This is a genomic window from Mucilaginibacter sp. OK268, from assembly GCF_900103125.1.
Taxonomy (GTDB): Bacteria; Bacteroidota; Bacteroidia; order Sphingobacteriales; family Sphingobacteriaceae; genus Mucilaginibacter.
This window is the reverse complement of record NZ_FNJV01000002.1, coordinates 1,080,822-1,105,777: the sequence shown is the minus strand read 5'-3', so window position 1 is coordinate 1,105,777 and position 24,956 is coordinate 1,080,822. Positions and strand designations below refer to the sequence as shown.

The following is a 24,956-nucleotide window of genomic DNA, read 5'->3' as shown; positions in this document are numbered from 1 at the left end:
TAAAATGTATCGTTAATTAGTACTCTCCAAATAGTCGGACAGGTCTGCATCCAGGTTTGCGCTGTTGATTTGCTGACCGCCATCCATCAGGGAAGGAGTATCTCCTGCATCTGCATGCAGTTGAAGGTAGCTTTTAATTTCGTCAACCGGTACGGTTGACAGCTGCTCATGTAAAAAAGATTGATCGTGCTTTACGGGCGCGTCGGCATTCCTGATCACTACGCCAATGCCCAGTATCAGGGCAAAGCAGGCTGCGGTAGCGTACCTGAAAGTTGGAGACGCGAACATCCTGCGTACAATACCTTTCTTTTTAACGGCAACAGGCAAGGTAACTACTTTGGCAGTAACCAGTTCCTCGTTAACTGTTTTATTTAGGATATTCTGGCTTAACTGCTCAAAATAGTTTTCAGGCACGGTAAAGCTTTCGGCTTCGCTATTGATATGCTCTTCAATCGCTATCCGGCTTTGAATATTACTGCTCAGTGTTTCGAAGTAATTTTCAGGCACGGTAAAGCTCTCCGCTTCGTTGCTGATCTGCTGCTCAATAGTTATCCTGCTTTGGATGTTACTGCTCAGTTCATCAAAATAATTTTCGGGTACACTAAAACCCTGGTGCTCCGGGTTTAAGGCCTCCTCAATCGTTATCCTGCTTTGAATATTGCTGCCAAGCTCGTCAAAATAATTCTCAGGTACGGTAAAACCGGAGTCCTGTGTGTTCACAGCGTCCTCAACACGTATGCGGCTTTGTATGTTACTGCTTAATTGATCAAAGTAGTTTTCAGGCACGGAAAACCCCGTGGATGAGTTTTTCAACTCTTCCAGCCTTATGCGTGATGTTATATGCTGCGCTAATTCATCGAAATAGCCAGGCGGAACCAGAAACGGATTCTTGGCATCGATCCGTTTCAATGATTCATAATCATCCAGCCACTCCCTATTGTCCATATCGCTTTTCATACAGTACTATAGATGAATTTATTGCTAAAAGGTTTAACGTAATTCTGTATTAATTTTGAATTTAATCTCTCGACAATAAAAAAGCCTCTATCTTCTTGACAGCCAGGTGAAAAGACGCCTTTAATGCACCCACACTTGTGCCCAAAACAGCTGATATTTCTTCATACTTCATATCGTCATAATATTTCATGTTGAAAACCAGTCGTTGTTTCTCGGGCAGGGTTAACAATGCTTCCTGCAATTTGCGCTGTGCCTGATCACCATTAAAATAGCTCGAATCGGCCAGCGAATCGGCCAGTTCATAAGCCACATCATCCAACGGAATATTATTTTTTTGTTTTTTCTTGTTCAAAAAAGTAATACACTCGTTGGATGCTATCCTGTACATCCAGGTATATAGCTGCGCGTCGTTTCTAAAACCCAGCAGGTTTTTCCAAACCTTTATAAAAACATCCTGCACCAGATCGTCCGCATCGTCATGGTCAACAACCATGCGCCTGATGTGCCAGTAAATTTTTTGCTGGTATTTTTTCAATAACAGATTAAACGCTTCGTTACGTGTTTTTTCGTCCTGGAACTTACTTAAAATCTCTGAATCTTCAACCTGCAACGACATTTTTCAATTTTTATAGTTAAATGCTTATTACCGCATTTTGTTTTCTTTTCATCACCTTTTTTGCTGCCAGTACAATATGTTCAGCGTCAAGGCCATACTTGGTCATCAGCTGTTCTGGTGTACCGCTTTCGCCAAAGCTATCATTAACGGCCACATATTCCTGCGGCGTTGGGTTATGTGTAGCCAGCACCTGTGCAATGCTATCGCCCAAACCACCCAGGCGGTTATGCTCTTCGGCTGTAACCACACAACCTGTTTTCGCTATCGACTTTAATACGGCTTCGGCATCTAAAGGTTTTATGGTGTGTATGTTAATGATCTCGGCATCAATGCCTTCCTCAGCCAGTATTTCGCCGGCTAATATTGCCTGCCATACCAGGTGACCGGTGGCAAATATACTTACATCCGCACCTTCATTCACCATCCATGCCTTACCAATCTCAAATTTTTGATCTGGATCGGTAAAAATAGGTACCACCGGACGACCAAAACGCAGGTAAACCGGGCCTTCGTATTCGGCAATGGCCAGGGTAGCAGCTTTAGTTTGATTATAGTCGCAGGTGTTGATTACCGTCATGCCCGGCAACATTTTCATGAGGCCGATATCTTCCAGGATCTGGTGTGTAGCGCCATCTTCGCCCAGCGTTAAACCAGCGTGTGAAGCGCAAATTTTTACGTTTTTGTTAGAGTATGCTATCGACTGGCGGATCTGGTCATAGACCCTGCCGGTTGAAAAGTTGGCGAAAGTGCCTGTGAACGGAATTTTACCTCCAATGGTCATACCGGCAGCAATGCCCATCATATTTGCTTCGGCAATGCCAACCTGTACAAAACGCCCAGGAAATTCTTTGATGAAATCATTCATTTTTAACGATCCGATCAGGTCGGCGCAAAGAGCCACTACCTGATCGTTTTTTCTGCCGGCTTCCAGCAGCCCGGCGCCAAAGCCCGAGCGGGTATCTTTTTTTTCTGTGTAAGTGTATTTTTTCATGAGCCTCACCCCAACCCCTCTTCAAAGGAGAGATGCTTTTGGGAAATATTCTATGTGATAAATTCTTGTGTCTTGATTCTTGTCTCTTGCTTCTAAGAGTGGGCTAATAATCGCCCAGTGTTTCTTCCAGTTGACCGAGGGCCAGTTGCAGCTGCTCGTCGTTTGGCGCTACACCATGCCATTTGTGGCTGCCTACCATAAAATCAACACCATATCCCATTTCGGTATGCATCAGTATCATGATCGGTTTGCCCTGGCCTGTGCGGCTTTTGGCCAGCTGCAGCGTTTTAACCACATCGGCCATGTCATTACCTTTCATCTCCAAAACGTCCCAACCAAAGGCTTCCCATTTGGCATGCAGATCGCCCAGTGACAGTACCAGGTTGGTTGGTCCGTCAATTTGCTGACCGTTCACATCAATGGTCGATATCAGGTTATCTACTTTGTTGTGCGGTGCAAACATGGCAGCTTCCCATATTTGTCCTTCCTGCAATTCACCATCGCCATGCAGGGTAAATACCAATGATTTATCACCGTTTAGTTTTTTGGTAAGTGCAGCGCCAATAGCTACCGATAAACCCTGGCCTAATGAACCCGAAGCGATACGCACTCCAGGTAAATGCTCATGCGTAGTAGGGTGACCTTGTAAGCGGGTGTTCAGCTTGCGGAAAGTGGCTAATTCAGCCTTGTCAAAATAACCGGCATGGGCCAGTGTGCTGTAAAATACAGGCGAAATGTGCCCGTTTGATAAAAAGAAAATATCCTCGCCCACGGCATCCATGTTAAACTTCGGATCGTGGTTCATTACCGAGAAGTAAAGGGCGGTGAAATATTCTGTACAACCTAATGAACCACCCGGGTGACCCGATTGGCAGGCGTGTACCATACGTACAATGTCGCGACGGATCTGCGACGCGGTTTTTTCTAATTCTTGAATAGTAGGTTTCATTAATAAAGTTCGGGAAGAGCTAAGATAGCTTGGATATGGTTTTTAAAGTTTATGATATCAGGTCGAGTATTTGCTGTGAAGCATTTTGCGTATCAACCTTGTGAATTATTTTACTGATGATACCATCGGCACTGATCAGGAAAGTAGTACGCGCGGTACCCATATATTGTTTGCCGTACATGTTTTTTTCTACCCAAACGCCGTAAGCTTCTACAATTTGTTTTTCGTTATCGGCTATCAGGGTAAAAGGCAGGCTGTATTTGGTCTCGAATTTTTTGTGCGATTTCTCATCGTCTGTGCTTACACCGATCACTTCAAAGCCAATTTTTGATAAAACCTGATAGTTATCCCTAAAGTTGCATGACTCGGCAGTACAGCCCGGGGTGTCATCTTTGGGATAAAAATAAAGGATCACATTTTTTCCTTTGTAATCAGCAAGCGAAATGGTTTTGCCATTCTGGTCCTTTGCCGTAAAATCAGGGGCTTTATCGCCTTCTTTTAATGTTGCCATAGGTTTTGTTTGTTGTTAGAATCAAGAGTTAAGAACCAAGAATCAAGAAACGAATATGATGCAAAACCATACATTAGTTTATTTGTATGGGCTTTTCTTGATTCTTGACTCTAATATCTTGACTCTTCTTATACTACTTATAAAAATCGGCTGTAAATTCCGAAAAATTATTCTTATTGTCGCCAACTGTCAGCTTAAATACGTGCTTACCAGGAGCAATTTCGCCGCTAAAGGTATAACTTAGTATTTTACTTTTATAATCCCATTCCATTAAAACCCATTTATTGTCGATAGTGCCGCTATAGCTTTTAATGCCCGACAGATTATCGCTCATCCTGAAGTTGATACTTTTGGCCGCGGCCATATTTTTACCATTGATGATATTGAGTGGGCGGATAACTGGCGGAATGGTATCTATCCTGATAAAATAATCACCAAAGGCAGTCACTTTTGATTTTACATAGCCATCCTGAAAATAACCCCCCTGGCAACCACCGGCTATACTTACGATGACCGCTTTATCGGTATATTTACCCAGATCCACGTCGGGTTTTATCCAAAGGTCATAACTGTCATGGATAGGCGTAAGGCGGTTATGGATATGGTGCACCTGCGAAAAGCCGGAGGCCGTTTTTGGGGATACGGAATAAATGAAATCCAGATCGTCATACAAATTTCCCGGCATAACGCTCACTTTTACCTTATCGGTACTGAACTCGCTCTTTTTATCAAAATGGAACAGCGTGCCGGCTATTTTATAAGCAGGTGGCGTAAATTTTTCGGACTGAACCTTTAGTTTTAGGGTTGATGTATTGCCAGCCACGTCTTTCACCACATACTCCACATCATGCAGGGCGTTGTCATCAAAAGTGATGATGCCCCGGTTGATGGATTGCGGATAAAGGGATATGTGACTGCCCGGCAAGATAAAGCATTTCTGCATCCAGCGGCGCGATGATTCAAACGCCGGGTAATCAATATAAGCGTTGATGGCATGGGTCTGGTCAAAAGCAAAGCGTTCTACCGTAAAAGTGTACACGGTTTGGCCGTCGAGCTTTAACTCCAGCGAGTAGATGCCGTTATGATTGGCTGAGGTGCTGTTCATATCTGTGGTATTGATACCAAAACCCACATAGCCGCTCAGGTATAATACCTGTGGTTTTAATAAGTGATAATTGCCTGTGCCTGTGGCCCCGGTTACTGCCAGAAATTCTTTTTGGGTTTTTTCACTAAAGGGGTTACCATTGAGATGATAGATGCCGATAGAGGTGATGGTAGGAGGAATCCTGTCTGGAATGGTTAAGCCAAACAATTGCGGGTTAATAGTTTGCTCGGTTTGGGTATCCCTGATCTCGAAATGCACATGCGGTCCGGCTGATGCGCCGGCATTACCAGACATGGCAAATACATCACCTTTTTGAACCGGTACCTGTTTAGGCTCGAGATTAAAGTCGGCCTCATAGGTTTGATGATCGTATTGGTAGGCTTTTACTATGGCCGCTATAGCGGGCGAAAAAGCTTCGAGGTGACCATAAACGGTAGTATAACCATTAGGATGGGTGATGTAAACAGCCCTGCCAAAACCGCCAAATTGTACCCTTACTCGTGAAACAAAACCATCGGCCGCGGCATGTACCGGGTAGCCGGTACGCTGGTTGGTTTTAAAATCGAGCCCCGAATGAAAGTGGGCCGGCCTGAGCTCGCCAAATGATCCGGCTGTTGTCGGCGGCAGATCAAGCGGGTAGCGGAAATAATTTTGCGGGTATTGCCTGCTTTGTATAGGTGTTTGTGCCTGTATGTCCAAATTAAAAACAAGGCATAGCGCGGTAATAATCAGTTGTTTTTTGATCATGTTTTATTTAACGTAAAAGTCAAGCAATTTTTCATCCTCTAAATATCCTTCCAGTCTGTCGCCAACTTTTACTTTTGATACACCCTGCGGGGTACCGGTAAATATAAGGTCGCCCTTTTTAAGGGTGATGTATCGTGAAACAAAGGCAATAATGTTTTCGAACGGGAAGAGCAGATCCCGGGTATTGCCCTGCTGCCGGGTTTCGCCGTTCACATCCAGTTTAAAATTCAGATCGTAGATCTGTGGGAATTTGCTTTTAGGCACAAAAGCGCTGATTGGGGCCGAGCCGTCAAATGCTTTGGCCAGCTCCCAGGGCAAGCCCTTTTCTTTATGCTTGCTCTGTATATCGCGGGCGGTAAAATCAACACCCAGGGCAATCTCTTCGTAGTAATTGCCGGCGAATTTTTCGCTGATATGTTTGCCTTCCTTGCTTATTTTTAAAACGATCTCGATCTCGTGATGTACATCGTCAGAAAAATCGGGGTGGTAAAAAGGTTTGTTATCCTTGATAATGGCAGTTTCGGGTTTCATGAAAATAACCGGAACGGCGGGTACCGGGTTATTTAATTCTTTGGCGTGTTCGGCATAGTTGCGGCCAATGGCAATTATCTTCATAAGTAAAAGCTATAAACGCCAAAGCTAAAAAAAAGCTTGGTTAGTGGTATGGGGATTTTAGTAAAAAGGTGGATAGGATTTTAATTTCTTTGAGTGGAAGGTTTGTCATGCTGAACGGAGTGAAGCATCTAATTATACAACCTGTACAGTTAAACAATAGATCCTTCGTGCCTCAGGATGACAAAATAAAAAGATGAATTATTACGAATTACAGTACCGAGATCCGTTTGATAACCGATTCGGTACCGGCTACCACGCGTACAAAGTAAAAGCCGCGGGTAAGTTTGTTGGCTATAGGGTAGTTGATGTTATGGTCGCCGGAATCAACCCTTGACGAAAACATGGTGGTAATATCATTGCCCAATACATCCATTATTTTAATGGTGACATTGGTATTGCGGGATAGAGTATATTTTAAATTGATCTGATCGGTAACCGGGTTAGGGTATAACTGCACATCATTCAATAATTTATCATTGGGCCTCGAAACGCTCACTTTTACGCTTGATGTTATTGCGGGCCTTGTTGGGGGTAATACCAGGTGCAGACCATTTTTAAAATAGGACATTTTGCCTGCCTTCTCTTTTGAAGCGCGAAGGTAGGTAGTGTCGTTTTTAATTTTAGCATCGGAGACAAAAGCCAGATTCATAAAAACTGCCATCGCAATTAGTATGAACCAGGTATAGGTGTAAATAAAAGAATAAGTTATTTTTCGCCTCATTTTAAGTCTTCGTCTACAAAAGTATAAATAAAGCCCTCATCAATTAAAAAAATGATGCTTTTCTAAAACTTTTTAACAAAATTTAACAAAATATGTCCATTTTACAGTTTAGACTTCGTTTTTGTTTATACGTTTAATGTTTATTTAAGTTTACCGGAAAAAATTAATATTTTTGCAGCTTTTAAAATATAATAGTGTCGAACCATAAAGATCTGCAAAAACTGACGGCCGCAGGCCTGCTCATCAGTTTAGGAATAATTTACGGTGATATTGGTACCTCCCCATTATACGTATTTAAGGCTATAGTTGGTCAGCAACGTATATCCGAAACATTAATACTTGGTGGCGTATCCCTCATCTTCTGGACGCTTACCCTGCAAACCACGTTGAAATATGTAGTGATCACGCTGCGAGCCGATAACAAAGGTGAGGGTGGCATTTTTTCACTCTTTTCGCTGGTTCGCCGTAAAGCAAAATGGCTCATAGTGCCTGCTGTTGTAGGCGGTTGCGCCCTGCTTGCCGACGGTATTATTACCCCGCCCATAACCATATCATCGGCCATTGAAGGTTTGCAAACCTATTATCCTCGATTGCCAACTGTCGAAATTGTTATGGCCATCATCACCGTACTTTTTGTGATACAGCAATTTGGCACATCGCTGGTAGGTAAAGCTTTTGGACCTATTATGTTTATCTGGTTCACCATGATGGGTGTACTGGGGATAAGCTACATCATACACGATCCAATTATTATAAGGGCCTTAAACCCATATTATGCTTACAAATTACTAAGCTCCAGTACAAGTGGTAACGCGTTTATTGTATTGGGTGCGGTGTTTTTATGTACCACCGGGGCCGAGGCTTTATACTCCGACCTGGGGCACTGCGGTAAAGCCAATATCCGCATCAGCTGGATATATGTTAAAACCTGTTTGATATTAAACTACCTGGGTCAGGCAGTTTGGTTGTTGCAGCGCAATGGCACTGTGATGGACCTTAATATTAATAATCCGTTCTATAAAATAATGCCGGTTTGGTTCTTGTTATACGGTATTGGTATTGCTACGGTGGCGGCTATTATTGCCAGCCAGGCCCTGATATCAGGCTCGTTTACACTGATAGCCGAGGCAGTAAGGCTTAACCTGTGGCCCAAGGTGCGTATCAATTATCCGTCAGAACAAAAAGGCCAGTTGTATGTACCCAGCGTAAACTGGATACTTTGGGCAGGTTGTCTGGGCGTGGTGCTCATATTCCGTCATTCTGATAGGATGGAGGCGGCCTATGGTTTAAGTATCACCGTGGCCATGCTCATGACCACTATACTCGTATCCAAATTCCTGAAGCGCAAAAAGATACCCAATTATATTATTACTATATTTTTGATCGTTTACGTGTCCATCGAGGGTACTTTCCTGGCGGGTAACTTGCACAAGTTCCTGGATGGTGGCTGGTTTACCTTATCCATAGGTTTCGTCCTATTCACCGTAATGTGGACCTGGCATACCGCCCGTAAGATCAGGAACCGTTATGTGAAGTTTGTGGCGATTGACGATTACTTTGATATTTTGAAGGAACTGAGCGCGGATGAAACCGTACCCAAATACGCGTCGCAGCTGGTGTATTTAACCAGCGCCAATTTTAACTCCGAAATTGAATCGAAAATAGTTTATTCCATATTACAAAAGCAACCCAAGCGGGCCGATGTTTACTGGCTGGTACACGTTGACGTGGTTGATGAGCCTTACAAACGCGAGTATGAAGTAGAATTTCTGGTACCTAACAAGCTCATCAGGATCGACTTTAAACTGGGTTTCCGGGTGGAGCAACAAATAAACCTGTTGTTTCGCAAAGTGGTGGAAGATCTGGTTAAAAAAGGTGAGGTGGATATTACCAGTCATTATAAATCATTAAACAAACATAAGATCGTTGGCGATTTCAGGTTTGTGGTGATTGAAAAAGTATTGTCGCGCTCGCACAGCCTGTCGTTCTACGAGCGGTTCATTATGGATTTTTATGTTCAGCTTAAAAAGGTGAGTTTGTCTGAAGAACGGGGCTTTGGTCTGGATCTGAGCTTTGTTACGGTAGAGAAAGTACCACTGATGCTGTCGATCCCGGAAGCTATAGAGATACACCGGGTAAATTAGATTTTTGGAACAAGGATTATTGGATTTTTGGAGCAAGGAGCAAGGATTTTTGGATCAAAGAAAAAAGATCTTGTTTTTATTCCTTTATCAAATGATTCTTGTTCTTTGTTCTAATTCGTGATCCTTAATCTCACAATCTTTGTTCCTTGCTCCAAAAATCCTTGCTCCTCTCAAAAAAAGGCGTTAAGCCAGTATTAATTCAGTATTACTACAGAATGTTTTTTCACATTTACAGCGTTTGAGTAAAATCCTGTAAGTGAAAAAGAAAATATATTTAACGTGTTGGGCATTGTTTTTTGCCACCGGTTTATTTGCCCAGGGGCTTGATCTTAACCTGTTAAAAGGAATCAATGGCCCGGTTAGCGGTGGTGATAAAACCTGGAGATTTGTTACCAAAAAAGCTATTTATGTTGATGCCGCTGTACCGGTTGGTTTGTTGGTAGCTGGTTTTGTAAACCATGACGATGATCTTAAAATTACCGGTTTACAGGCAGGAGCCTCCCTGGTAATTGCCGGCGGCTCCACTTATGTATTAAAGAAAATATTTAACCGTACACGGCCATACATAGCACACCCAGATCTGATAACGCTGAAAGAATCGCCAGGTCCTACAGACCCTTCGTTTCCTTCCGGGCACACCGCATTTGCTTTTTCGGCGGCTACCTCTTTAAGTTTGGCTATACCCAAATGGTATGTAATAGCACCTTCGTTTTTATATGCCGGTGCTGTAGGATATTCGCGGATGTATTTAGGAGTGCATTACCCGAGCGATGTTATAGGTGGAGCGCTTGTAGGAGCAGGTTCAGCTTACCTGAGCTTTAAGGCCCAGCAATGGATCCTGGGTAAGAAGAAACATAAGACCTATCCGCAGTAAGCAGTCTTAAGTCTTGAGCCCTGAGTCTGAAAGCAAATCACTTTTTTTGTCCTCAGAACTTAAGACTTCGGACTTAAGACTCAACACTACTTCCCTTTTTCGTATGCCATTTTCATGTATTTTCTGACCTCATCGTTCAAGTCTTCTTTATAATACATCCTGAAATAATGGTTGTGATCATTGGTGCCTGGTACCGTTTTTATTTTGGTAAAGCACAGGTTATCCTCATATATCTCCTTAAATGGAAGCACCACATCAATAAAGTTTTTGCCTAATTGGGTAACATAGGCAAAATTTACACGGGCGCCTATAGCGATCATGCTTTTGGTAGGATAAACTTTTATGGGCGCTATTTGCAGATATTCCGTAATGAAATGATCAAAAAGCCCCACTGTGTATTCCGACTTACCCTGCAAAAAATCGCCCAGGTTACGCTCACGACAAGAATGTACCTGGTTGGTAGCAGAAAATTCGCGGTTACATATGGGGCATATCCACATGATGAAGTAGTAATTAGGTTATCGCTTGTATAGTTTACTCACCCCGATATCGCTGCGCTTGTCGACTCTCTCTTCAGCTTCGCTGGAAAGAGGATTGGGTAAATTCTTTATCTCCACGCGTCATTGCGAGGTACGAAGCAATCTCTATACTATACAAAGCGACTCTGTAAATAGGGGATTGCTTCGTACCTCGCAATGACGCGTGTATTAAAAAGCGCAGACCGGGTGAGTCGATCGTCATTTTACTAAGATCATCTAAGCCGTTTTAGCCTCTCTGCCCAGTACGCTGTTTTTATAACTGTAGGTAAAGTAAATAACCAAACCTATCACCAGCCATATTAAAAAGCGCAGCCAGTTGGTATAGCCCAACTCCGTCATTAAATAAAAGCAGCTCATTAAGCCCAGCACCGGTATCAGCGAAAAGTTTTTGATAAAGCTGTAAATGCTGATAATGATGATGAGGATAAAAAACAGGTAGTTCGGAAAGTTATACAGGAAGCCATCCAGACCCAGATAATACTTTTTAGCATCGGTGATATTAGTGGTAGCCCTAAGCGCGGTATCAAATTTATCCTCCTCAATATCTTTGAAGTACTTGGTAGCATTAGCTGGGGTAATATGCTGATCACCGTAAAGTGTATTGAAACTGGTAAGCAGCGTAGCATTATCCCTGGCATCCAGGCTTTCAATAATGGCCGACCGGTCTTTGAGCTTTTTAAACTGCATCATCTCTACCTGAGGGGCCGGCTTAAAGTAAATACAAGCACCTAAAATAATGAGTGTTATCAGCGGGATAATTATTTTACCATTAACATAAGGCAAATGGAATTTGCCTGCTTGTGCCGCTTCACGCGGTAGTAAAAGCACACCGCCGCATACCAGTACAAAAGCAAACAGGGTACCGATGCTGGTCAAGTCGGTAACTTCCGTCAGGTTCATGAACAGGGCCGGTATAGCCACTACAAAGCCGGTAACTATCGTTGCAAATGCTGGCGTATGAAATTTGGGGTGGATACGTGAAAATGCCTTTGGCAGCAACCCGTCGCGGCTCATGCTCATCCAGATACGGGGTTGGCCCAGCTGAAATATCAATAGCACACTGGCCGTAGCAATAACCGCGCTGATAGATATGATATAGCTGATGTTATGCAGGCCTACTTTGGCAAAAACAAATGCCAGCGGGTCGCCAACCTGCAGCTCTTTGTAACTTACCATGCCGGTAAGTACCAGGGCAATGAGTATATACAATACCGTACAAATGATAAGCGAATAGATCATGCCGCGGGGCAGATCGCGTTGGGGTTTTTCGCACTCTTCGGCTGTGGTTGATATGGCATCAAAACCAATGTAGGCAAAGAAAACGCCCGATACGCCTTTCATTACCCCGCTAAAGCCGTTAGGCATAAAAGGGTGCCAGTTGGCCGGGGTAACATAAAAAAAGCCGATAACAATAACGGCTATAACAATTAATATTTTTAAGATAACCATGGCGTTGGTTGCCTTTTTGGTCTCGCGAATGCCAATATAAACCAGGTAGGTGATCACAAATACAATACCCAGCGCAGGCAGGTTAGCTATCAGTTTAAAGTTGCCTATACCGGGAGCAGTGTTCCATGCCAGTGCAGCTATTTTTACCCGGTCGCCAATGTCTGCCAGCTGACTGCCAGCTGCCTGAACTTGTTCATGTGCCCGTAAAGCCGACACATAATCCATGGTAAGGTACTTGGGCATGTGGATGTTAAAGCCCTCGAGAAGGTTTACAAAATACTCGCTCCAGGATATGGCTACCGCGATATTACCGATGGCATATTCCATTAAAAGATCCCAGCCGATGATCCAGGCTATCAGTTCGCCAAAAGAGGCGTAAGCGTAAGTGTAAGCGCTGCCGGCAACCGGTATACGTGAGGCAAATTCGGCATAACAAAGCGCCGAAAAACCACAGGTAATAGCGGTAACTACAAATAAAATGGAAACGGCAGGTCCGCCATGAAAAGAGGCCTCGCCGATGGTTGAAAATATGCCTGCGCCCACAACGGCGGCTATGCCCATGAGGGTGAGGTCTTTTACATTAAGTTCTTTTTTGAGTTGCGATGTTGCAGTTCCCGGGTGTTCGCTATCACTAAATCCACACTCCACATCATGTAATATTTTTTCTACAGATTTCTTACGAAATATACTTTTCGACATTTATTTCAGCTAATTAGTTCAACTCAAATTCAAACATAATCATTTTTTTGCATTGAATAAGTATATGCTTATTTTGCGCCATGAAGATAGGAATAAAAGATGTTTTGTACCGGATAAGGCCGTTTTTTATCCTATACCTGCTGTTGCTATGCGTTTGTTTGGTTATCAAATTAACCTACAGCCGCGAAACTATATATTTTACCGTAAATGGTTTAAACAGGCCCTGGGCAGATACCCTGGCGCCTTACGTAACCGATATTGGCGAAGGGCTCACGGCGGTGATGCTTTCCCTGGTCATTGGCTTATTCAGTTATCGAAAAGGTTTATTATTGGCCACAAGTTATGCGATAACCAGTATTGTAGCGCAGATATTAAAATACATTTTTGACGCGCCCCGGCCCAGGGTATATTTTGCCAGCCAGTTAGATCATATCCACTTTGTGAAGGGCATATATATATTGGGCACACATAGTTTCCCTTCGGGGCATACGGTTTCTATATTTTCGGCTACGGTGGTGATCACTTATTTATGTAAAAATAAACTATGGGGCATACCGGCTTTGCTGGTGGCTATCTCCGTAGGCTATTCCAGAATGTACCTGAGCCAGCATTTCTTTGAGGATGTGGTGACCGGTTCAGTTATTGGCGTAATAGTTACAGTGATCTGGTTAAGTTGGTTAGATAGTAAGGCATTTATCCACAACGATAAATGGAATAAAGGATTGATACACACACTACGCAAATAAATACTAGCCATGTCATCCTGAACTTGTTTCAGGATCTCTCAGGACAGGTTAACCAGCACGTTGTACACCTTGCTTATGAGATGCCGAAACAAGTTCGGCATGACAGATAATAAAAAGGCTCGGTTTTAAAACCGGGCCTTTTTATTATTTAGACGATTTACTTAAATTTAAGCCACCAATCTTTTGTTTCTGCGGACAACTACCAGCACAATAATAAGCACTATAGGTAAACCTCCATATAAAGCTACTTTGGCGCCAAAGGAAATACCCTTATCATTAGATACGTATTGGTCATGACGTTGCAGTTCGGGTGCTATTTTTAATGAGTTGCTAAACGCTTTTAATTCAGCTTTAGCTATATCCTGACGTTCTTCAGGGATCAGATATTCGATGGTATATGCAGCTTCCCGGGTATATATCAGGATAAAGCTCCTTAACTGTGGCGATTCGCCGGTAGTATTACTGTTATCCACGCGCAGCGTAAATACTTTAGCCTTTAATGAGCCAACCGTGGTATCACGCAGGTTCATGATATGACCGGTACGTGATTGTTTCTGGATATCATTCACGGTATTTTTAAGCACCTCATTTAAATCGCGTTCTTTATCCAGTGGTTTGGTATTTGCTGGATTTTTAGCCTTAATCACTACCATATAACCCGAAGCTCCGTTTCCGGAATAGATCTGCTGGCCCAGTGTGTCTTTTTTTAAAAAATTAGCAGGTAACGATATCGTGACCAGACTATCTATCTGTACCGGTTTTAAAGCCTGGCTAAAACCCAGTGTTGCAAACAAGCATATGATTGTTATACTTAAAATTATCTTTTTCATACTTAATTTAACCTCCAAAGGAGCGGTTGGTTTAAAATAATAGTTAATAATGAACTTATTATGACAATTATCTGATTGATTATCAATTAGATATAGAATAGTTTTTGTCTGTATGGTTAATACAAGAGTTATGCCAGTAGTCAATTGGCGATGGTTTTACTTAGTCAATAAACGATGGATGACGCTGTTACAGAGTAGGATAGATGCAAACTTATCAAGCCCTATCGGGAGGGACGGAGTGATGATATTTTTGTATTAAAAACAATACAATTTGACTGGCTACAAATAAAAAAGCCCCTCCAAACGGAGAGGCTTTTGCACTGATCGACATTGTTTTTAGTTGATCTTATCCATTTCGGCCTTTACAAATTCGGCCAGCTCTTTTACATAAGCCGCGCTGAAATCAAATTTGATACCAGCGGTTTCGTAAATTTCTTTAATGGTTTTAGTATAACCCAATTTCAGGGCATCAAGGTATTGTTTCAAACCTTTTTCGGGATTTTCTTTATAATTTTTCCATACCGCGATGGCGCCTAACTGAGCCATGCCATATTCGATATAGTAAAACGGAACTTCAAAAATATGCAGCTGTTTTTGCCACAGGTTGGCTTCGGCATCAGGATGTTCGCTCCAATCAACAAAGCCGGCGCCAAACGGCTCATAGATCTCCATCCAGGCTGTTTTACGGTCTTCGTCTGTATGATTTGGGTTGGTGTAGATCCAGTGCTGAAACTGATCAACAACAGCTACCCATGGCAGTGTTTTCAATACGTCGAAAAGCTGATCGCGTTTGGCGCGTTTCAGGTCTTCTTCATTATCAAAAAACACATCCCAGTTATCCATAGAGATTAACTCCATCGACATGGAAGCCAGCTCGGCCACTTCCGACGGGCAGTGTTTAAAATCATTCAGCTCCAGATCGGCAGTTAAAAAAGTATGCACAGCGTGACCGCCTTCGTGTACCATGGTAGTGAGATCGCGGAAAGTATTGGCCGAGTTCATGAAGATGAATGGCGCGCCGGTTTCAGACAGCGGGTAGTTATAACCACCCGGAGCTTTACCTTTGCGGCTCTCCACATCAAACAGTTTATTATCCTTCATGATCTCCAAACGCTCGCCCAGGTAACGGTTAATATTGCTGAAACACTGGATTGATTTTTCGATGAGCTCATTACCACTGTTAAACGGTTTTAGTGCTGGTTTGCCCGATATATCAACATCCATATCCCAAGGTTTTAATTCGGGCAGATCAAGTGCTGCTTTACGTTTTTCGGCCTGCTCACGCAGGATAGGTACTATTTCGGTTTCAATAGCGGCATGGAAGGCATAGCAGTCCTGCGGGGTATAATCAAACCTGCCCAACGCCTGGAACATATAATCCCTGAAGTTTTCAAAGCCGGCGTTGGTAGCCACAGTATGCCTTAACTTACGCAGGTGATCAAACAGTTCGTTTAACTGATCCTTATCTTGCAGGCGGCGTTTGGTTATCTTTTCCCAAACTTCATGACGTTTAACACGGTCGGTACCTTTTAAAAATACGGAGGCTTGTTCTAAAGTAAATTCTTTATCATCGATATGAACCGACATCGCCCCGGTGATCGACTGGTATTTTTGCTGTTCAACCTGGATCTCGGTTTGTACCGGGATATTCTCTTCCCTGAATAGTTCAAGGGCTTTTTTTACAGCACGTAAAAAGATAAAATATTTTTCGCCGTCAAGCTGATCTACATATGGGCTGGCAACTAGCTTTTTATTGAGCTCGTTACCATAAGGCGCAACTTTAGGCTCAATTTCAGTAGCAAAGTACTGGAAGTTTTGTAGCAGTTCTTCGCTGGCGGTATCGCAGGTCATTCGGATATAGCGCCAGGCAAAATCTTCTTCCAAAGCGGCTTCCAGCTCGCTTTTATCGTGCAGCCATTTTTCAAGCTCCTGAACGGAATTGATGGGGCGGTCAAGCAGTTCTTTATAAATAGGTTCCAGGTTTTCCCACTTCATTTCGAGTGTAGCCGGGATGTATGTTCTTGTTTTTTTGTGGATCATAATTTATGAATATGCAGATATGCGTATGTGCAAATATGCAGATTAGTCGGGAAGTTCGAAAGACCGGAAAGTGGGGAAAATTTGCATTTCTCCGCTTTCTGATCAATAACTTAAAATCATTTAAACAGGAATTGAAAATAGAGGAATATTTAAGCCTGAGGCCATGATCCGTGTTTTGCTGCGATGCACCATGGAGCCCCAAAAACCGTGTTGCTCCGGAACCATGATTAAAAGATCGGCACCGAACCTTTTGATCTCGTTGGCTATGCCGTCAATAATAGAGTCGGATTTGACGTTTTTATAATAATAATCAATACCCTCCAATCCGTCGTCGATGCGGTTTAATGCTGCCGCGTCTGCACCCGCTTCCTGCAATTCTTCCACGGTTTGATTGACCAAAAGCACTTCGATCTCGGCCTTGGTAACCAATGCAACATCTTTAACCTGGGCCAGAATCTCCTCAGAAACCCCGTTCAGTACATCGCAGGCAAAAAGTACCTTTTTAGGAACGCTGAACTTTGCCTTAGCAGGAACAGCCAACACCGGGGTCCGCAGTTTTTTGATGATTGATGTAGTGGTATTTCCCAAAAGCTCCTGCTCCAATGATTTTTCTTCCATTCCCATCACAATAAATTCCGGTTGATATTCGGCAACTATTTCCTTAATGGCGTTATCTATAAAAGAGAAGGTAGCTCTGGCTACCGTTTCGATGCCGTATTCGTCGGCCAGTAATAATGCTTTCGACTCCAGGAGCAGCCTGTTGGCTTCTACCATTTCTTCCACGTGCTGGGCCGAAAGACGAGCGTTCTCTACATGTACGGAGATCGTGAAATCATTCAACAGAATTAATTTATGACGGTTTAAACGGGCTATGCCGGCGGCCCAGGAAACGGCGTTTTCAGCCAGATCTGTATAATTGGTTGCAGCTAATATGGTTTTCATAATATAAGGATGAAATTATAAAGGTTGAAATTAGCTGCAATTATCACATCAATTGTTATCCCAAGGTAATATTGCAGAATGTAATACATTGGTCCTAAAACCAAAAAAAGGTGTCATGGTGAGCCCCGTCGAACCATGGTGGGTAGGCCTCTGCGCGCGACCCTTCGACGGAGCTCAGGGTGACACCTCCCTTTTTAAGATATTCTATATCTACTTAGGGCTATTATGCTTCAAATTTGTATTTATTTAAGCTGATGCCTTATACAATGTTTCGGACATGTGTTTGATACCATCCTCATAACTGGTGGTTTTGAAGTTGAAAGCTTTTTCAAACTTGCTGGAATCAAAAATGTAATCGTGATCATATTGATAATACATTTCTACCGTGCCCATTACCGTTTTGTTAAAAAGGCCATATGCCCAGAGCAGGAATTTATTAACCGCGAAAAATTTTGGTTTCACCTTGTAAATACGGGCGGCAAGTTCAATAAACTGCTGGCCGGTTATGGCCGGTGCGGTTGGCATATGCCATATTTGGTTATCGCTTTCGGGATGTTGCCCCAGCAGGAACATCGCTTTGCCGGCATCTGGGATATAGGTAAAGCTGTGCCGGGTTTTGGCTTTGCCTATCCATTGCGCGTTCAGCTTTTCAGAAAAGCGTTTCAGCACCATTATATCAAAAAAGGCATTCAGGGAGTCGGTGCCATAAAAATCTGCCCCACGGGCAATACTAGCCCGGATGTTGCCTGCTTTAACTTCGGCCATTAAGGTGTTGGCAACACCGGCGCGTATTTCGCCTTTAACACTGCTGGGGTGGTAAGGAGTATCCTCTGTCATGGCACCGTTAACCAGGCCATAACTGTAAACGTTATCAAAAAATATCAAACGCGCGCCTGTTGCTTTGGCAACGTTGATCACATTTTGAATAATTACGGGCCATTGTTGTCTCCATACATCTTTATCGTAAACCAGGCCTGCGCACAGGTATATGACGGTTGAACCTAATGAAGCCTGCAATATTTCGTCATAATTTAACAGATCGGCTTTTTGCCAGGTTACGTTAGTCGCTTCTATCTGTACGGGTTTGCGACTTACCAAACGTACAGTATCATTGTTGTTGATCAATTCCTGGGTGAGGGCGTTGGCTACCGGGCCACCGGCTCCTAGTATAGTATGCATATGTTTTCTTGTTTTGTGTATAACAAAGGTAGCCGAGCTTTGTAAATCAAAACGTTAACTTAAGATAAGAAAATAGTGCCTCACCCCAGCCCTCTCCAAAGGAGAGGGAGCTAAAAATATCTTTAAGCTTATCAAAGTCCTCTCCTTTGGAGAGGATTTAGGAGAGGTTAAGCGCTTATCTTCATGATCCTTCTGCGGATGCGGGACAGCGAAACGGGGGTTATGCCTAAAAAGTTGGCGATATAATGTTGTGGGATGCGTTGTAAAACTTCGCCGCCGGTTTCCAGTAGCTTGTGATAACGTTCTTCGGGGGTTTGGGTAACGAAGGATGCCACACGGTCTTCATAGCAGATCAAGTAATGTTCGGCTACTAAGCGACCAAAACGTTCCATTTTCTTCCCGATTTGCTCATGATCATAAATTTGCTGCATGGCATTATAGCTCAGGGTTACAAATTGGGTATCTTCCAGCGTTTGTATATAGCTGATGGTCGGCTGACGGGTTAAAAAGCTTTTGTATGAGCTGACGAATTCATTTTCAAAGCTGAAGTAGCCGGTAATTTCTTCGCCGTCTTTAATGTGAAAAAAACGTACCGATCCTTTTACAACCAAACCGATATGGTTACACACTTTACCGGGCTCAGCAAAGTTTTTCTTTTTCTTAAGCGTGCTTACCTCCAGGTAGGGCATTAAAATCTGCCACTCCGCATCATTTAGCGGAACGAACATGCTGATATGCTCCCTGAACTGGTTAAGCGCGGTTAGTGTATCCATACCCTGTCTAACAGAAATAATGCGGCAAATACCACGCTGGCAATGCCATTGGTGGTCATAAATGCAAAATTTACCCTGCTCAGGTCGTTTGGTTTTACCAGCAGGTGCTGATAAATAAGCATGGCACAAAAGAACGCGATACCTATATAATATAAGAAACCTACATGTGTAAAGAATACCGGCATAATAATAAAGGCGGCCGAGAGCACATGTAAAAAAGTGGACAATATTAAAGCGTTTACTTTACCCAAGTATGCAGGGATGGAGTGCAGTTTAAGGCTGCGGTCAAAATCTTCGTCCTGCAGGGCGTAAATAATATCAAAGCCGCTCACCCAGCATAAAACCGAAAGCGAGAAGAATAAAGGTGTTAAAGCAAAAGCCCCGGTTACTACCAGGTAAGCGCCAATGGGAGCCAATGATAAACCCAAACCCAATACCAAATGGCAAAGCGCTGTAAAACGTTTGGTGGCGCTGTAACCCATCACCACAAATAAAGCCACCGGCGACAAGTAAAAACACAATGGATTGATAAACCAGGTAGCCGCGATGAATAAGGCGCAGTTAATCAGTGTAAAAGTTAAAGCCGCCGAAGCACTGATGCGACCTGAAGGTATATCGCGCTGTTTGGTGCGTGGATTTTGCGCGTCGATGTCCCTGTCCAGGTAGCGGTTAAAAGCCATAGCCGAGTTGCGGGCGAACACCATACACAGCACCATTAAAACCAGTTTACGCCAGTCGAACTGATGTTGTGTGGTGGTAACCGCCAAAAAAAAGCCAATAAAGGCAAAGGGCATAGCAAAAATGGTATGTGCAAATGTTACTAATGAAAGATATTTTTTCATTTAATCTCTTGGTTCAAAATGCGGTATTACAAAATCCTTATTAATATTATCTATAAAAGCCAGTATCTCCTCGCGACCCAGATGGGTTTCTGATGAGGTAACAAAATAATGAGGTGCTTCTTCAAAAGTAGCTAACATAGCTTTTTTAAATTTAGCGATGTTCTGATCGGTTTTAACGCTTGATTGCTTATCAGCCTTGGTAAATATCAATACAAATGATAAACCTTTTTCGCCAAGCCAGTTGCAAAATTCCAGGTCGATCTTTTGAGGCTCCAGGCGACTGTCGATCAATACCATTACACATTGCAGGCTTTCGCGCTTATCCAGGTAGGTGTGGATAAATTTGCTCCAATTGGCTTTATTGGTTTTAGAGGCTCTTGCATAACCGTAGCCCGGCAAATCCACAATATACCAGCTCTCATTGATATAAAAATGGTTAATGAGCTGAGTTTTACCAGGTGTTTGCGATGTTTTGGCCAGTCCCTTTTTTGCGGTAAGCATATTGATCAATGACGACTTACCCACGTTTGAGCGGCCGATAAAAGCATATTCGGGCTTTACCGGTGGTGGTAGCTTGGAGATCTGGGTATTGCTGCAAATAAATTCGGCCGATTTAACAATCATGCTGCAAAGGTAGGACTTTTTGTTTTGTTTAAATGTTGTTGTAATGTTGGAAGGTTATAAAGTTGTAACGTCTGTGAAGCTGTACTTATAACATCTGGCAATAATACAAAAGTTTAATAGGTAAGTTAGATGTTTAAACATCTTTTACATCAATTCAACATTACCAACATTAAAACATTGTAACTTTACAACATATAGCAAAAAAATGAACGATTATAAAATCCCTGCCCAAACACGTATAGGCCATGTACATTTAAAGGTAAGCGACCTGCAGCGTTCGCTTGATTTTTATTGCGGTTTGCTCGGTTTTGAAAAAATGGCTGCCTATGGCGACCAGGCTGCTTTTATATCAGCCGGAGGATATCATCACCATATCGGCTTGAATACCTGGCAAAGCAAAGGGGCGCCACCGGCACCAGAGTATGCACCCGGATTATACCATACTGCTATTTTGTACCCGGAACGGAAAGACCTGGCCGTAGCATTGCAACGATTGATCGATGCTAAATACCAGATCACCGGTGCGTCAGACCATGGTGTATCTGAAGCTATTTATTTGAACGATCCTGATCAGAACGGCGTGGAATTGTATTGGGACAGACCCAAAGAACAATGGCCCAAAGATGAGAACGGTAATTTGGGTATGTACACCCGAAGGTTGGATATTGAGGGGTTGCTGGGATTGTTGAAGTAACCGTCTGAACTAAGATCGGCAAAAAATACGTCATTGCGAGGTACGAAGCAATCTCTAAGCTATACAGAGTGACTCTGTAAGTCGGGGATTACCACGCTACGCTCGCAATGACGCACCTATTATATTATATTTACAGCTCCCTTATCTTAATATCCTTAAAATAGGCTTTGTGACCATGGTCCTGCAAAGCTATCAGGCCGGTTTTGGCATTGCCATAGTCAGGATGATCTTTCCATTTGCCTTCGGCTTTTTTCTTTTGCCAGTCGGCATCCCAGGCAGTGAATTCTAGGATTTTAGCGCCATTGAGCCAGTGCTCCACATGGCCTTTGTTAAAAACAATTTTGCTGGTGTTCCATTCGCCTACAGGCATGATCTTCTTTTTATCATTGGGCAGGTGCATAGCGTAATCGCAGCCTGTTTTTTGCCAGTCTTCCAGTTTTTCGGGCCAGCCGTTATCGTCAATGATCTGGTATTCGGGGCCGGTTACATAGGTAGCATCAAATTTAGGGTCTTCAACCACGTGGTATAATACGCCGCTGTTGCTGCCTTTGTCAATTTTCCATTGCCAGGAGAGTTCAAAATTAGCGTAACTTTTATCGGTAACAATATCACCGCCAGTATCGCCCTGGGCGGCACCCAGGCAAACGAGGGCACCATTAACAATGGTCCAGTTTTTTACAGGTCCTTTTTTATTAAAACCATGCCAGCCTTTCAGGCTTTTGCCGTCAAACAAACTTACCCAGCCACCTTTGGGTGCAACCTTTTTTACAGGTGCAGGGCCATTTACCGGGATCCCCGAAGTTTGCACACAAACCAGGCCAGCCGCGGCCAATATCAAACCAAATTTTTTTATTTGTTGTTTCATTTTTTAGTTGATTAGGTGAATGGTTGATTGGGTGAGTGGTTGATAAAAAACTTAATCAACCACTCACCCAATCAACCACTCACTTATTTTTTAATCAATTGCATTTTTTCAGGATCCCAGAACATAGGGCTGTTGTTGTAATAACTATCGTTGCACAACAGGGCAGGAGCCGCCGCGCGATAGCCAAAAATGGCGTCCTCAGTTACTTTACCGTTATTACGGATCGCATTAAAAAAGTTATTCATGTGATCATATGGGCCACCTTTATATCCCTTTTCGGCATCATAAACTATCTCTTCGGGTGGTACCATCTTTTTACGCTCAGCATAACCACTGCCTGCTTTTTTGAGCTTATCCAGGTAAAAAGGATCGTCGGAACCAAAGGTTTTGTTTCTTTTCAGCGTTACTTTATCCCAGGTAATATCCATGGAACCTTCGCTGCCTACCAGTTTCAGGTAAGTAGTGCCGCTGGTACCATCTACAAAGTTGCAACGTAAGGATAGATTAAAGGCAGGGTGGGCTGCCGATTTACCATAATCAAATGTGCCTAACAGTACGTCGGGGACTTCGCGGCCATCATTCCAGAAACGGAGTCCGCCCGCGGCATAGATCTTATTAGGGCCAACAGAATCGGTGATGAAATGGAGGCTGGAGAACAGGTGTACAAACAAATCACCGGCCATGCCTGTGCCATAATCGGTATAATTGCGCCAGCGAAAAAAGCGTTTGGAATCATAATCGCGCTTTTTGGTATTGCTGATGTAAGTTTCCCAATCAACTGTTTGTGCAGATGCATCATCAGGAATAGGGTATTGCCAAACTTCCAGTGGCTCACGACGGGCCCAGAAACCTTCGGCGTAATTGAGCTCACCAATGGCTCCGCTTTTTAATAGTTCGTGCGCTTTCTCGTTACCTAATGATGATACACCCTGGCTGCCCACCTGGAAAATTTTTCCTGTTTCCTTTTGAGCTTTAATTACCGCAGGACCTTCGCTTATGCCATGTACCATGGGTTTTTCGCAATACACGTGTTTGCCCGCATGCATGGCATCAACAGATATTTGCTGGTGCCAATGATCGGGCGTACCAATAATTACCGCGTCAATATCTTTGCGGTTCAGTATCTCTTTATAAACTTTGGTGGTAAAAATATCGGCGCCCCAACGGGTTTTGGCATCTTTAAGGCGGCCATCATATAGGTCGCAAACAGCCACCAGCTTTACCCCCGGAATTTGCAGGGCCACAATGGCATCCTGTGTACCCATACCGCCGGCGCCAATCAACGCGATGTTGATCTGGTCGTTTAGGCTGTACCCTAAGGGTCTTTTCAGTATGGAAAAAGGTTTTAGCGGATGATCAGCAGCAAACACGCTGGTACCCGCGGCAACGGCAGCTGTGGTGGTGGCTAATTTTTTAATAAAGCTACGGCGCGACGATTCTTGTTTTTCTTTCATAGATCAGGAAATGAATTTTATAACAATATTTAATTTAAAGAGCACTAATGAACCCTGGTTATACTTTTAAGGAGAATAACCCTGTTCACCTATTTGGTAATAATTGGTTTTTAAAATTAATGAATTGACTTGATAGTTCATAGTTTGTGGTTCATGGATCATAGTTAATAGTTCATAGACCGTAGTTGATGGTTAATTGATCATAGAAAAGAAGAAGAAAAATGTAATCATCAACCAATTAGCAGCTACCATGAACTATGATCTATGAACCATTAACTAATAAGCATACAATCACTATCTTTGCCGTTACTATACAAATGAGCAAAACTATAACACCCTACCACGATCAGCAGGCCACCAAAAAAGAACAGGTGGCCGATATGTTCAATAATATATCCAAAACTTATGATTTCCTTAATCACTTCATGTCATTGGGGATCGATATCATCTGGCGTAAAAAAGCTATCAACGAATTAAAAAAAGATAAACCCAAACTGATACTGGATGTGGCCACCGGTACCGGCGATTTCGCGTTTGAGGCTTTAAAAGCGCTTAACCCCGAAAAAATAATTGGTGTTGATATTTCGCGCGGAATGCTTGATATTGCCGAACAGAAGATACAGAAACGTAACCTTAGCGACAAATTTGAAGTAAAACTGGGTGATTCGGAAAAGTTGCCTTTTGAGGCCGATGAATTTGACGCGGTTACGGTAGCTTATGGTGTGCGTAATTTTGAAAACCTGGAAAAAGGCCTGGCCGATATACAAAGGGTATTAAGACCAGGAGGCAAAGCGGTGGTGCTGGAATTTTCAAAGCCCCGCGTGTTCCCGGTAAAACAGTTGTATAATTTTTATTTCAACTATATTACACCAGGTATTGGTAAACTGTTCAGCAAGGATGCAAGGGCTTATTCCTATTTGCCGGAGTCGGTAGCGGCTTTCCCGGATGGAAAAAGTTTTGTTAGCCTGATGGAAAAAGTTGGGTTTAAAAACACCAAACACCGGCCATTGTTGTTTGGGATATGTTCTATATATACAGGCATTAAATAAA

The 24,956-nt window shown here is 43.1% G+C and carries 24 protein-coding genes; 5 read left to right on the top strand and 19 right to left on the bottom strand.

Translation table 11 applies throughout. From position 1 onward, the window contains the following. Positions 1 to 12: 12 nt before the first annotated feature. The 8 genes from BLR84_RS10365 to BLR84_RS10330 form a co-directional block, all read right to left on the bottom strand. Positions 13 to 957 carry a hypothetical protein gene (locus BLR84_RS10365; RefSeq protein WP_090467517.1) on the bottom strand — a complete coding sequence of 315 codons (945 nt, stop codon included), beginning with the start codon at positions 955 to 957 and terminating at the stop codon, positions 13 to 15. 61 nt (positions 958 to 1,018) lie between these two features. Next, positions 1,019 to 1,573: an RNA polymerase sigma factor gene (locus tag BLR84_RS10360; protein ID WP_090467516.1), complete on the bottom strand. Its 555-nt coding sequence runs from the start codon at positions 1,571 to 1,573 to the stop codon at positions 1,019 to 1,021. A 16-nt stretch (positions 1,574 to 1,589) separates the two neighbouring features. Continuing rightward, positions 1,590 to 2,564: a transketolase family protein gene (locus tag BLR84_RS10355; RefSeq protein ID WP_090467514.1), complete on the bottom strand. Its 975-nt coding sequence runs from the start codon at positions 2,562 to 2,564 to the stop codon at positions 1,590 to 1,592. Between the two features lie 103 nt (positions 2,565 to 2,667). Next, complete coding sequence (locus BLR84_RS10350; protein ID WP_090467512.1) at positions 2,668 to 3,513, bottom strand: transketolase; 846 nt, start codon at positions 3,511 to 3,513, stop codon at positions 2,668 to 2,670. A gap of 49 nt (positions 3,514 to 3,562) precedes the next feature. Further along, complete coding sequence (gene bcp / locus BLR84_RS10345) at positions 3,563 to 4,024, bottom strand: thioredoxin-dependent thiol peroxidase (protein ID WP_090467510.1); 462 nt, start codon at positions 4,022 to 4,024, stop codon at positions 3,563 to 3,565. Between the two features lie 133 nt (positions 4,025 to 4,157). Continuing rightward, on the bottom strand, positions 4,158 to 5,876 hold the full coding sequence (locus BLR84_RS10340; RefSeq protein WP_090467508.1) for a M23 family metallopeptidase: 1,719 nt from the start codon (positions 5,874 to 5,876) through the stop codon (positions 4,158 to 4,160). 3 nt (positions 5,877 to 5,879) lie between these two features. Beyond that, positions 5,880 to 6,491 carry a fumarylacetoacetate hydrolase family protein gene (locus BLR84_RS10335; protein WP_090467506.1) on the bottom strand — a complete coding sequence of 204 codons (612 nt, stop codon included), beginning with the start codon at positions 6,489 to 6,491 and terminating at the stop codon, positions 5,880 to 5,882. Positions 6,492 to 6,699: 208 nt separating this feature from the next. Next, positions 6,700 to 7,212 carry a T9SS type A sorting domain-containing protein gene (locus BLR84_RS10330; protein WP_090467505.1) on the bottom strand — a complete coding sequence of 171 codons (513 nt, stop codon included), beginning with the start codon at positions 7,210 to 7,212 and terminating at the stop codon, positions 6,700 to 6,702. 194 nt (positions 7,213 to 7,406) lie between these two features. Between BLR84_RS10330 and BLR84_RS10325 the strand changes: the two genes are divergently transcribed. Both BLR84_RS10325 and BLR84_RS10320 read left to right on the top strand, forming a co-directional pair. Next, entirely contained in the window at positions 7,407 to 9,356 is a 1,950-nt protein-coding gene (locus BLR84_RS10325; RefSeq protein ID WP_090467503.1) for a KUP/HAK/KT family potassium transporter, read from the top strand. Between the two features lie 256 nt (positions 9,357 to 9,612). Further along, positions 9,613 to 10,230 (top strand): phosphatase PAP2 family protein, encoded by a 618-nt coding sequence (locus BLR84_RS10320; RefSeq protein ID WP_090467501.1) that lies wholly within the window; start codon positions 9,613 to 9,615, stop codon positions 10,228 to 10,230. 86 nt (positions 10,231 to 10,316) lie between these two features. Here the strand turns inward: BLR84_RS10320 and BLR84_RS10315 are convergent, their stop codons facing one another. Then, the gene (locus BLR84_RS10315) at positions 10,317 to 10,730 is read right to left on the bottom strand and encodes a DUF5655 domain-containing protein (RefSeq protein WP_255366910.1); all 414 of its coding nucleotides are present in this window, start codon (positions 10,728 to 10,730) and stop codon (positions 10,317 to 10,319) included. Between the two features lie 255 nt (positions 10,731 to 10,985). Further along, positions 10,986 to 12,917, bottom strand: coding sequence for an amino acid permease (locus BLR84_RS10310; RefSeq protein ID WP_090467499.1), 1,932 nt, complete (start codon positions 12,915 to 12,917; stop codon positions 10,986 to 10,988). Between the two features lie 80 nt (positions 12,918 to 12,997). Between BLR84_RS10310 and BLR84_RS10305 the strand changes: the two genes are divergently transcribed. Then, a complete protein-coding gene (locus BLR84_RS10305) occupies positions 12,998 to 13,663 on the top strand; it encodes a phosphatase PAP2 family protein (protein ID WP_090467497.1) in 666 nt (221 codons plus the stop codon). 167 nt (positions 13,664 to 13,830) lie between these two features. Here BLR84_RS10305 and BLR84_RS10300 read toward each other — a convergent pair whose 3' ends face one another. The 7 genes from BLR84_RS10300 to yihA form a co-directional block, all read right to left on the bottom strand. Next, positions 13,831 to 14,493: a GumC domain-containing protein gene (locus BLR84_RS10300; protein ID WP_090467495.1), complete on the bottom strand. Its 663-nt coding sequence runs from the start codon at positions 14,491 to 14,493 to the stop codon at positions 13,831 to 13,833. Positions 14,494 to 14,829: 336 nt separating this feature from the next. Further along, complete coding sequence (locus BLR84_RS10295) at positions 14,830 to 16,533, bottom strand: M3 family oligoendopeptidase (RefSeq protein WP_090467493.1); 1,704 nt, start codon at positions 16,531 to 16,533, stop codon at positions 14,830 to 14,832. Positions 16,534 to 16,653: 120 nt separating this feature from the next. Next, positions 16,654 to 17,475, bottom strand: a complete 822-nt coding sequence (locus BLR84_RS10290) for a universal stress protein (RefSeq protein ID WP_090467492.1) — start codon at positions 17,473 to 17,475, stop codon at positions 16,654 to 16,656. Positions 17,476 to 17,721: 246 nt separating this feature from the next. Next, positions 17,722 to 18,654, bottom strand: coding sequence for an NAD-dependent epimerase/dehydratase family protein (locus BLR84_RS10285; protein ID WP_090467490.1), 933 nt, complete (start codon positions 18,652 to 18,654; stop codon positions 17,722 to 17,724). A gap of 167 nt (positions 18,655 to 18,821) precedes the next feature. Continuing rightward, on the bottom strand, positions 18,822 to 19,427 hold the full coding sequence (locus tag BLR84_RS10280) for a Crp/Fnr family transcriptional regulator (protein ID WP_090467488.1): 606 nt from the start codon (positions 19,425 to 19,427) through the stop codon (positions 18,822 to 18,824). Further along, positions 19,415 to 20,269 carry a UbiA-like polyprenyltransferase gene (locus BLR84_RS10275; RefSeq protein ID WP_090467486.1) on the bottom strand — a complete coding sequence of 285 codons (855 nt, stop codon included), beginning with the start codon at positions 20,267 to 20,269 and terminating at the stop codon, positions 19,415 to 19,417. Before BLR84_RS10275 ends, BLR84_RS10280 begins: the two co-directional genes overlap by 13 nt. Next, the gene (yihA, locus tag BLR84_RS10270; protein WP_090467484.1) at positions 20,270 to 20,893 is read right to left on the bottom strand and encodes a ribosome biogenesis GTP-binding protein YihA/YsxC; all 624 of its coding nucleotides are present in this window, start codon (positions 20,891 to 20,893) and stop codon (positions 20,270 to 20,272) included. A 205-nt stretch (positions 20,894 to 21,098) separates the two neighbouring features. On the opposite strand from yihA, the gene BLR84_RS10265 reads away from it, so the two are divergent. Then, positions 21,099 to 21,587, top strand: a complete 489-nt coding sequence (locus BLR84_RS10265) for a VOC family protein (protein ID WP_090467482.1) — start codon at positions 21,099 to 21,101, stop codon at positions 21,585 to 21,587. Positions 21,588 to 21,717: 130 nt separating this feature from the next. On the opposite strand, the gene BLR84_RS10260 is transcribed toward BLR84_RS10265, so the two are convergent. Together BLR84_RS10260 and BLR84_RS10255 are read right to left on the bottom strand one after the other, a co-directional pair. After that, on the bottom strand, positions 21,718 to 22,452 hold the full coding sequence (locus BLR84_RS10260; protein WP_090467480.1) for a 3-keto-disaccharide hydrolase: 735 nt from the start codon (positions 22,450 to 22,452) through the stop codon (positions 21,718 to 21,720). Positions 22,453 to 22,535: 83 nt separating this feature from the next. After that, positions 22,536 to 23,906: a Gfo/Idh/MocA family protein gene (locus BLR84_RS10255; protein ID WP_090467478.1), complete on the bottom strand. Its 1,371-nt coding sequence runs from the start codon at positions 23,904 to 23,906 to the stop codon at positions 22,536 to 22,538. 317 nt (positions 23,907 to 24,223) lie between these two features. Between BLR84_RS10255 and ubiE the strand changes: the two genes are divergently transcribed. Next, a complete protein-coding gene (gene ubiE, locus BLR84_RS10250; protein WP_090467475.1) occupies positions 24,224 to 24,955 on the top strand; it encodes a bifunctional demethylmenaquinone methyltransferase/2-methoxy-6-polyprenyl-1,4-benzoquinol methylase UbiE in 732 nt (243 codons plus the stop codon). The last annotated feature ends 1 nt before the right edge of the window (position 24,956 follow it).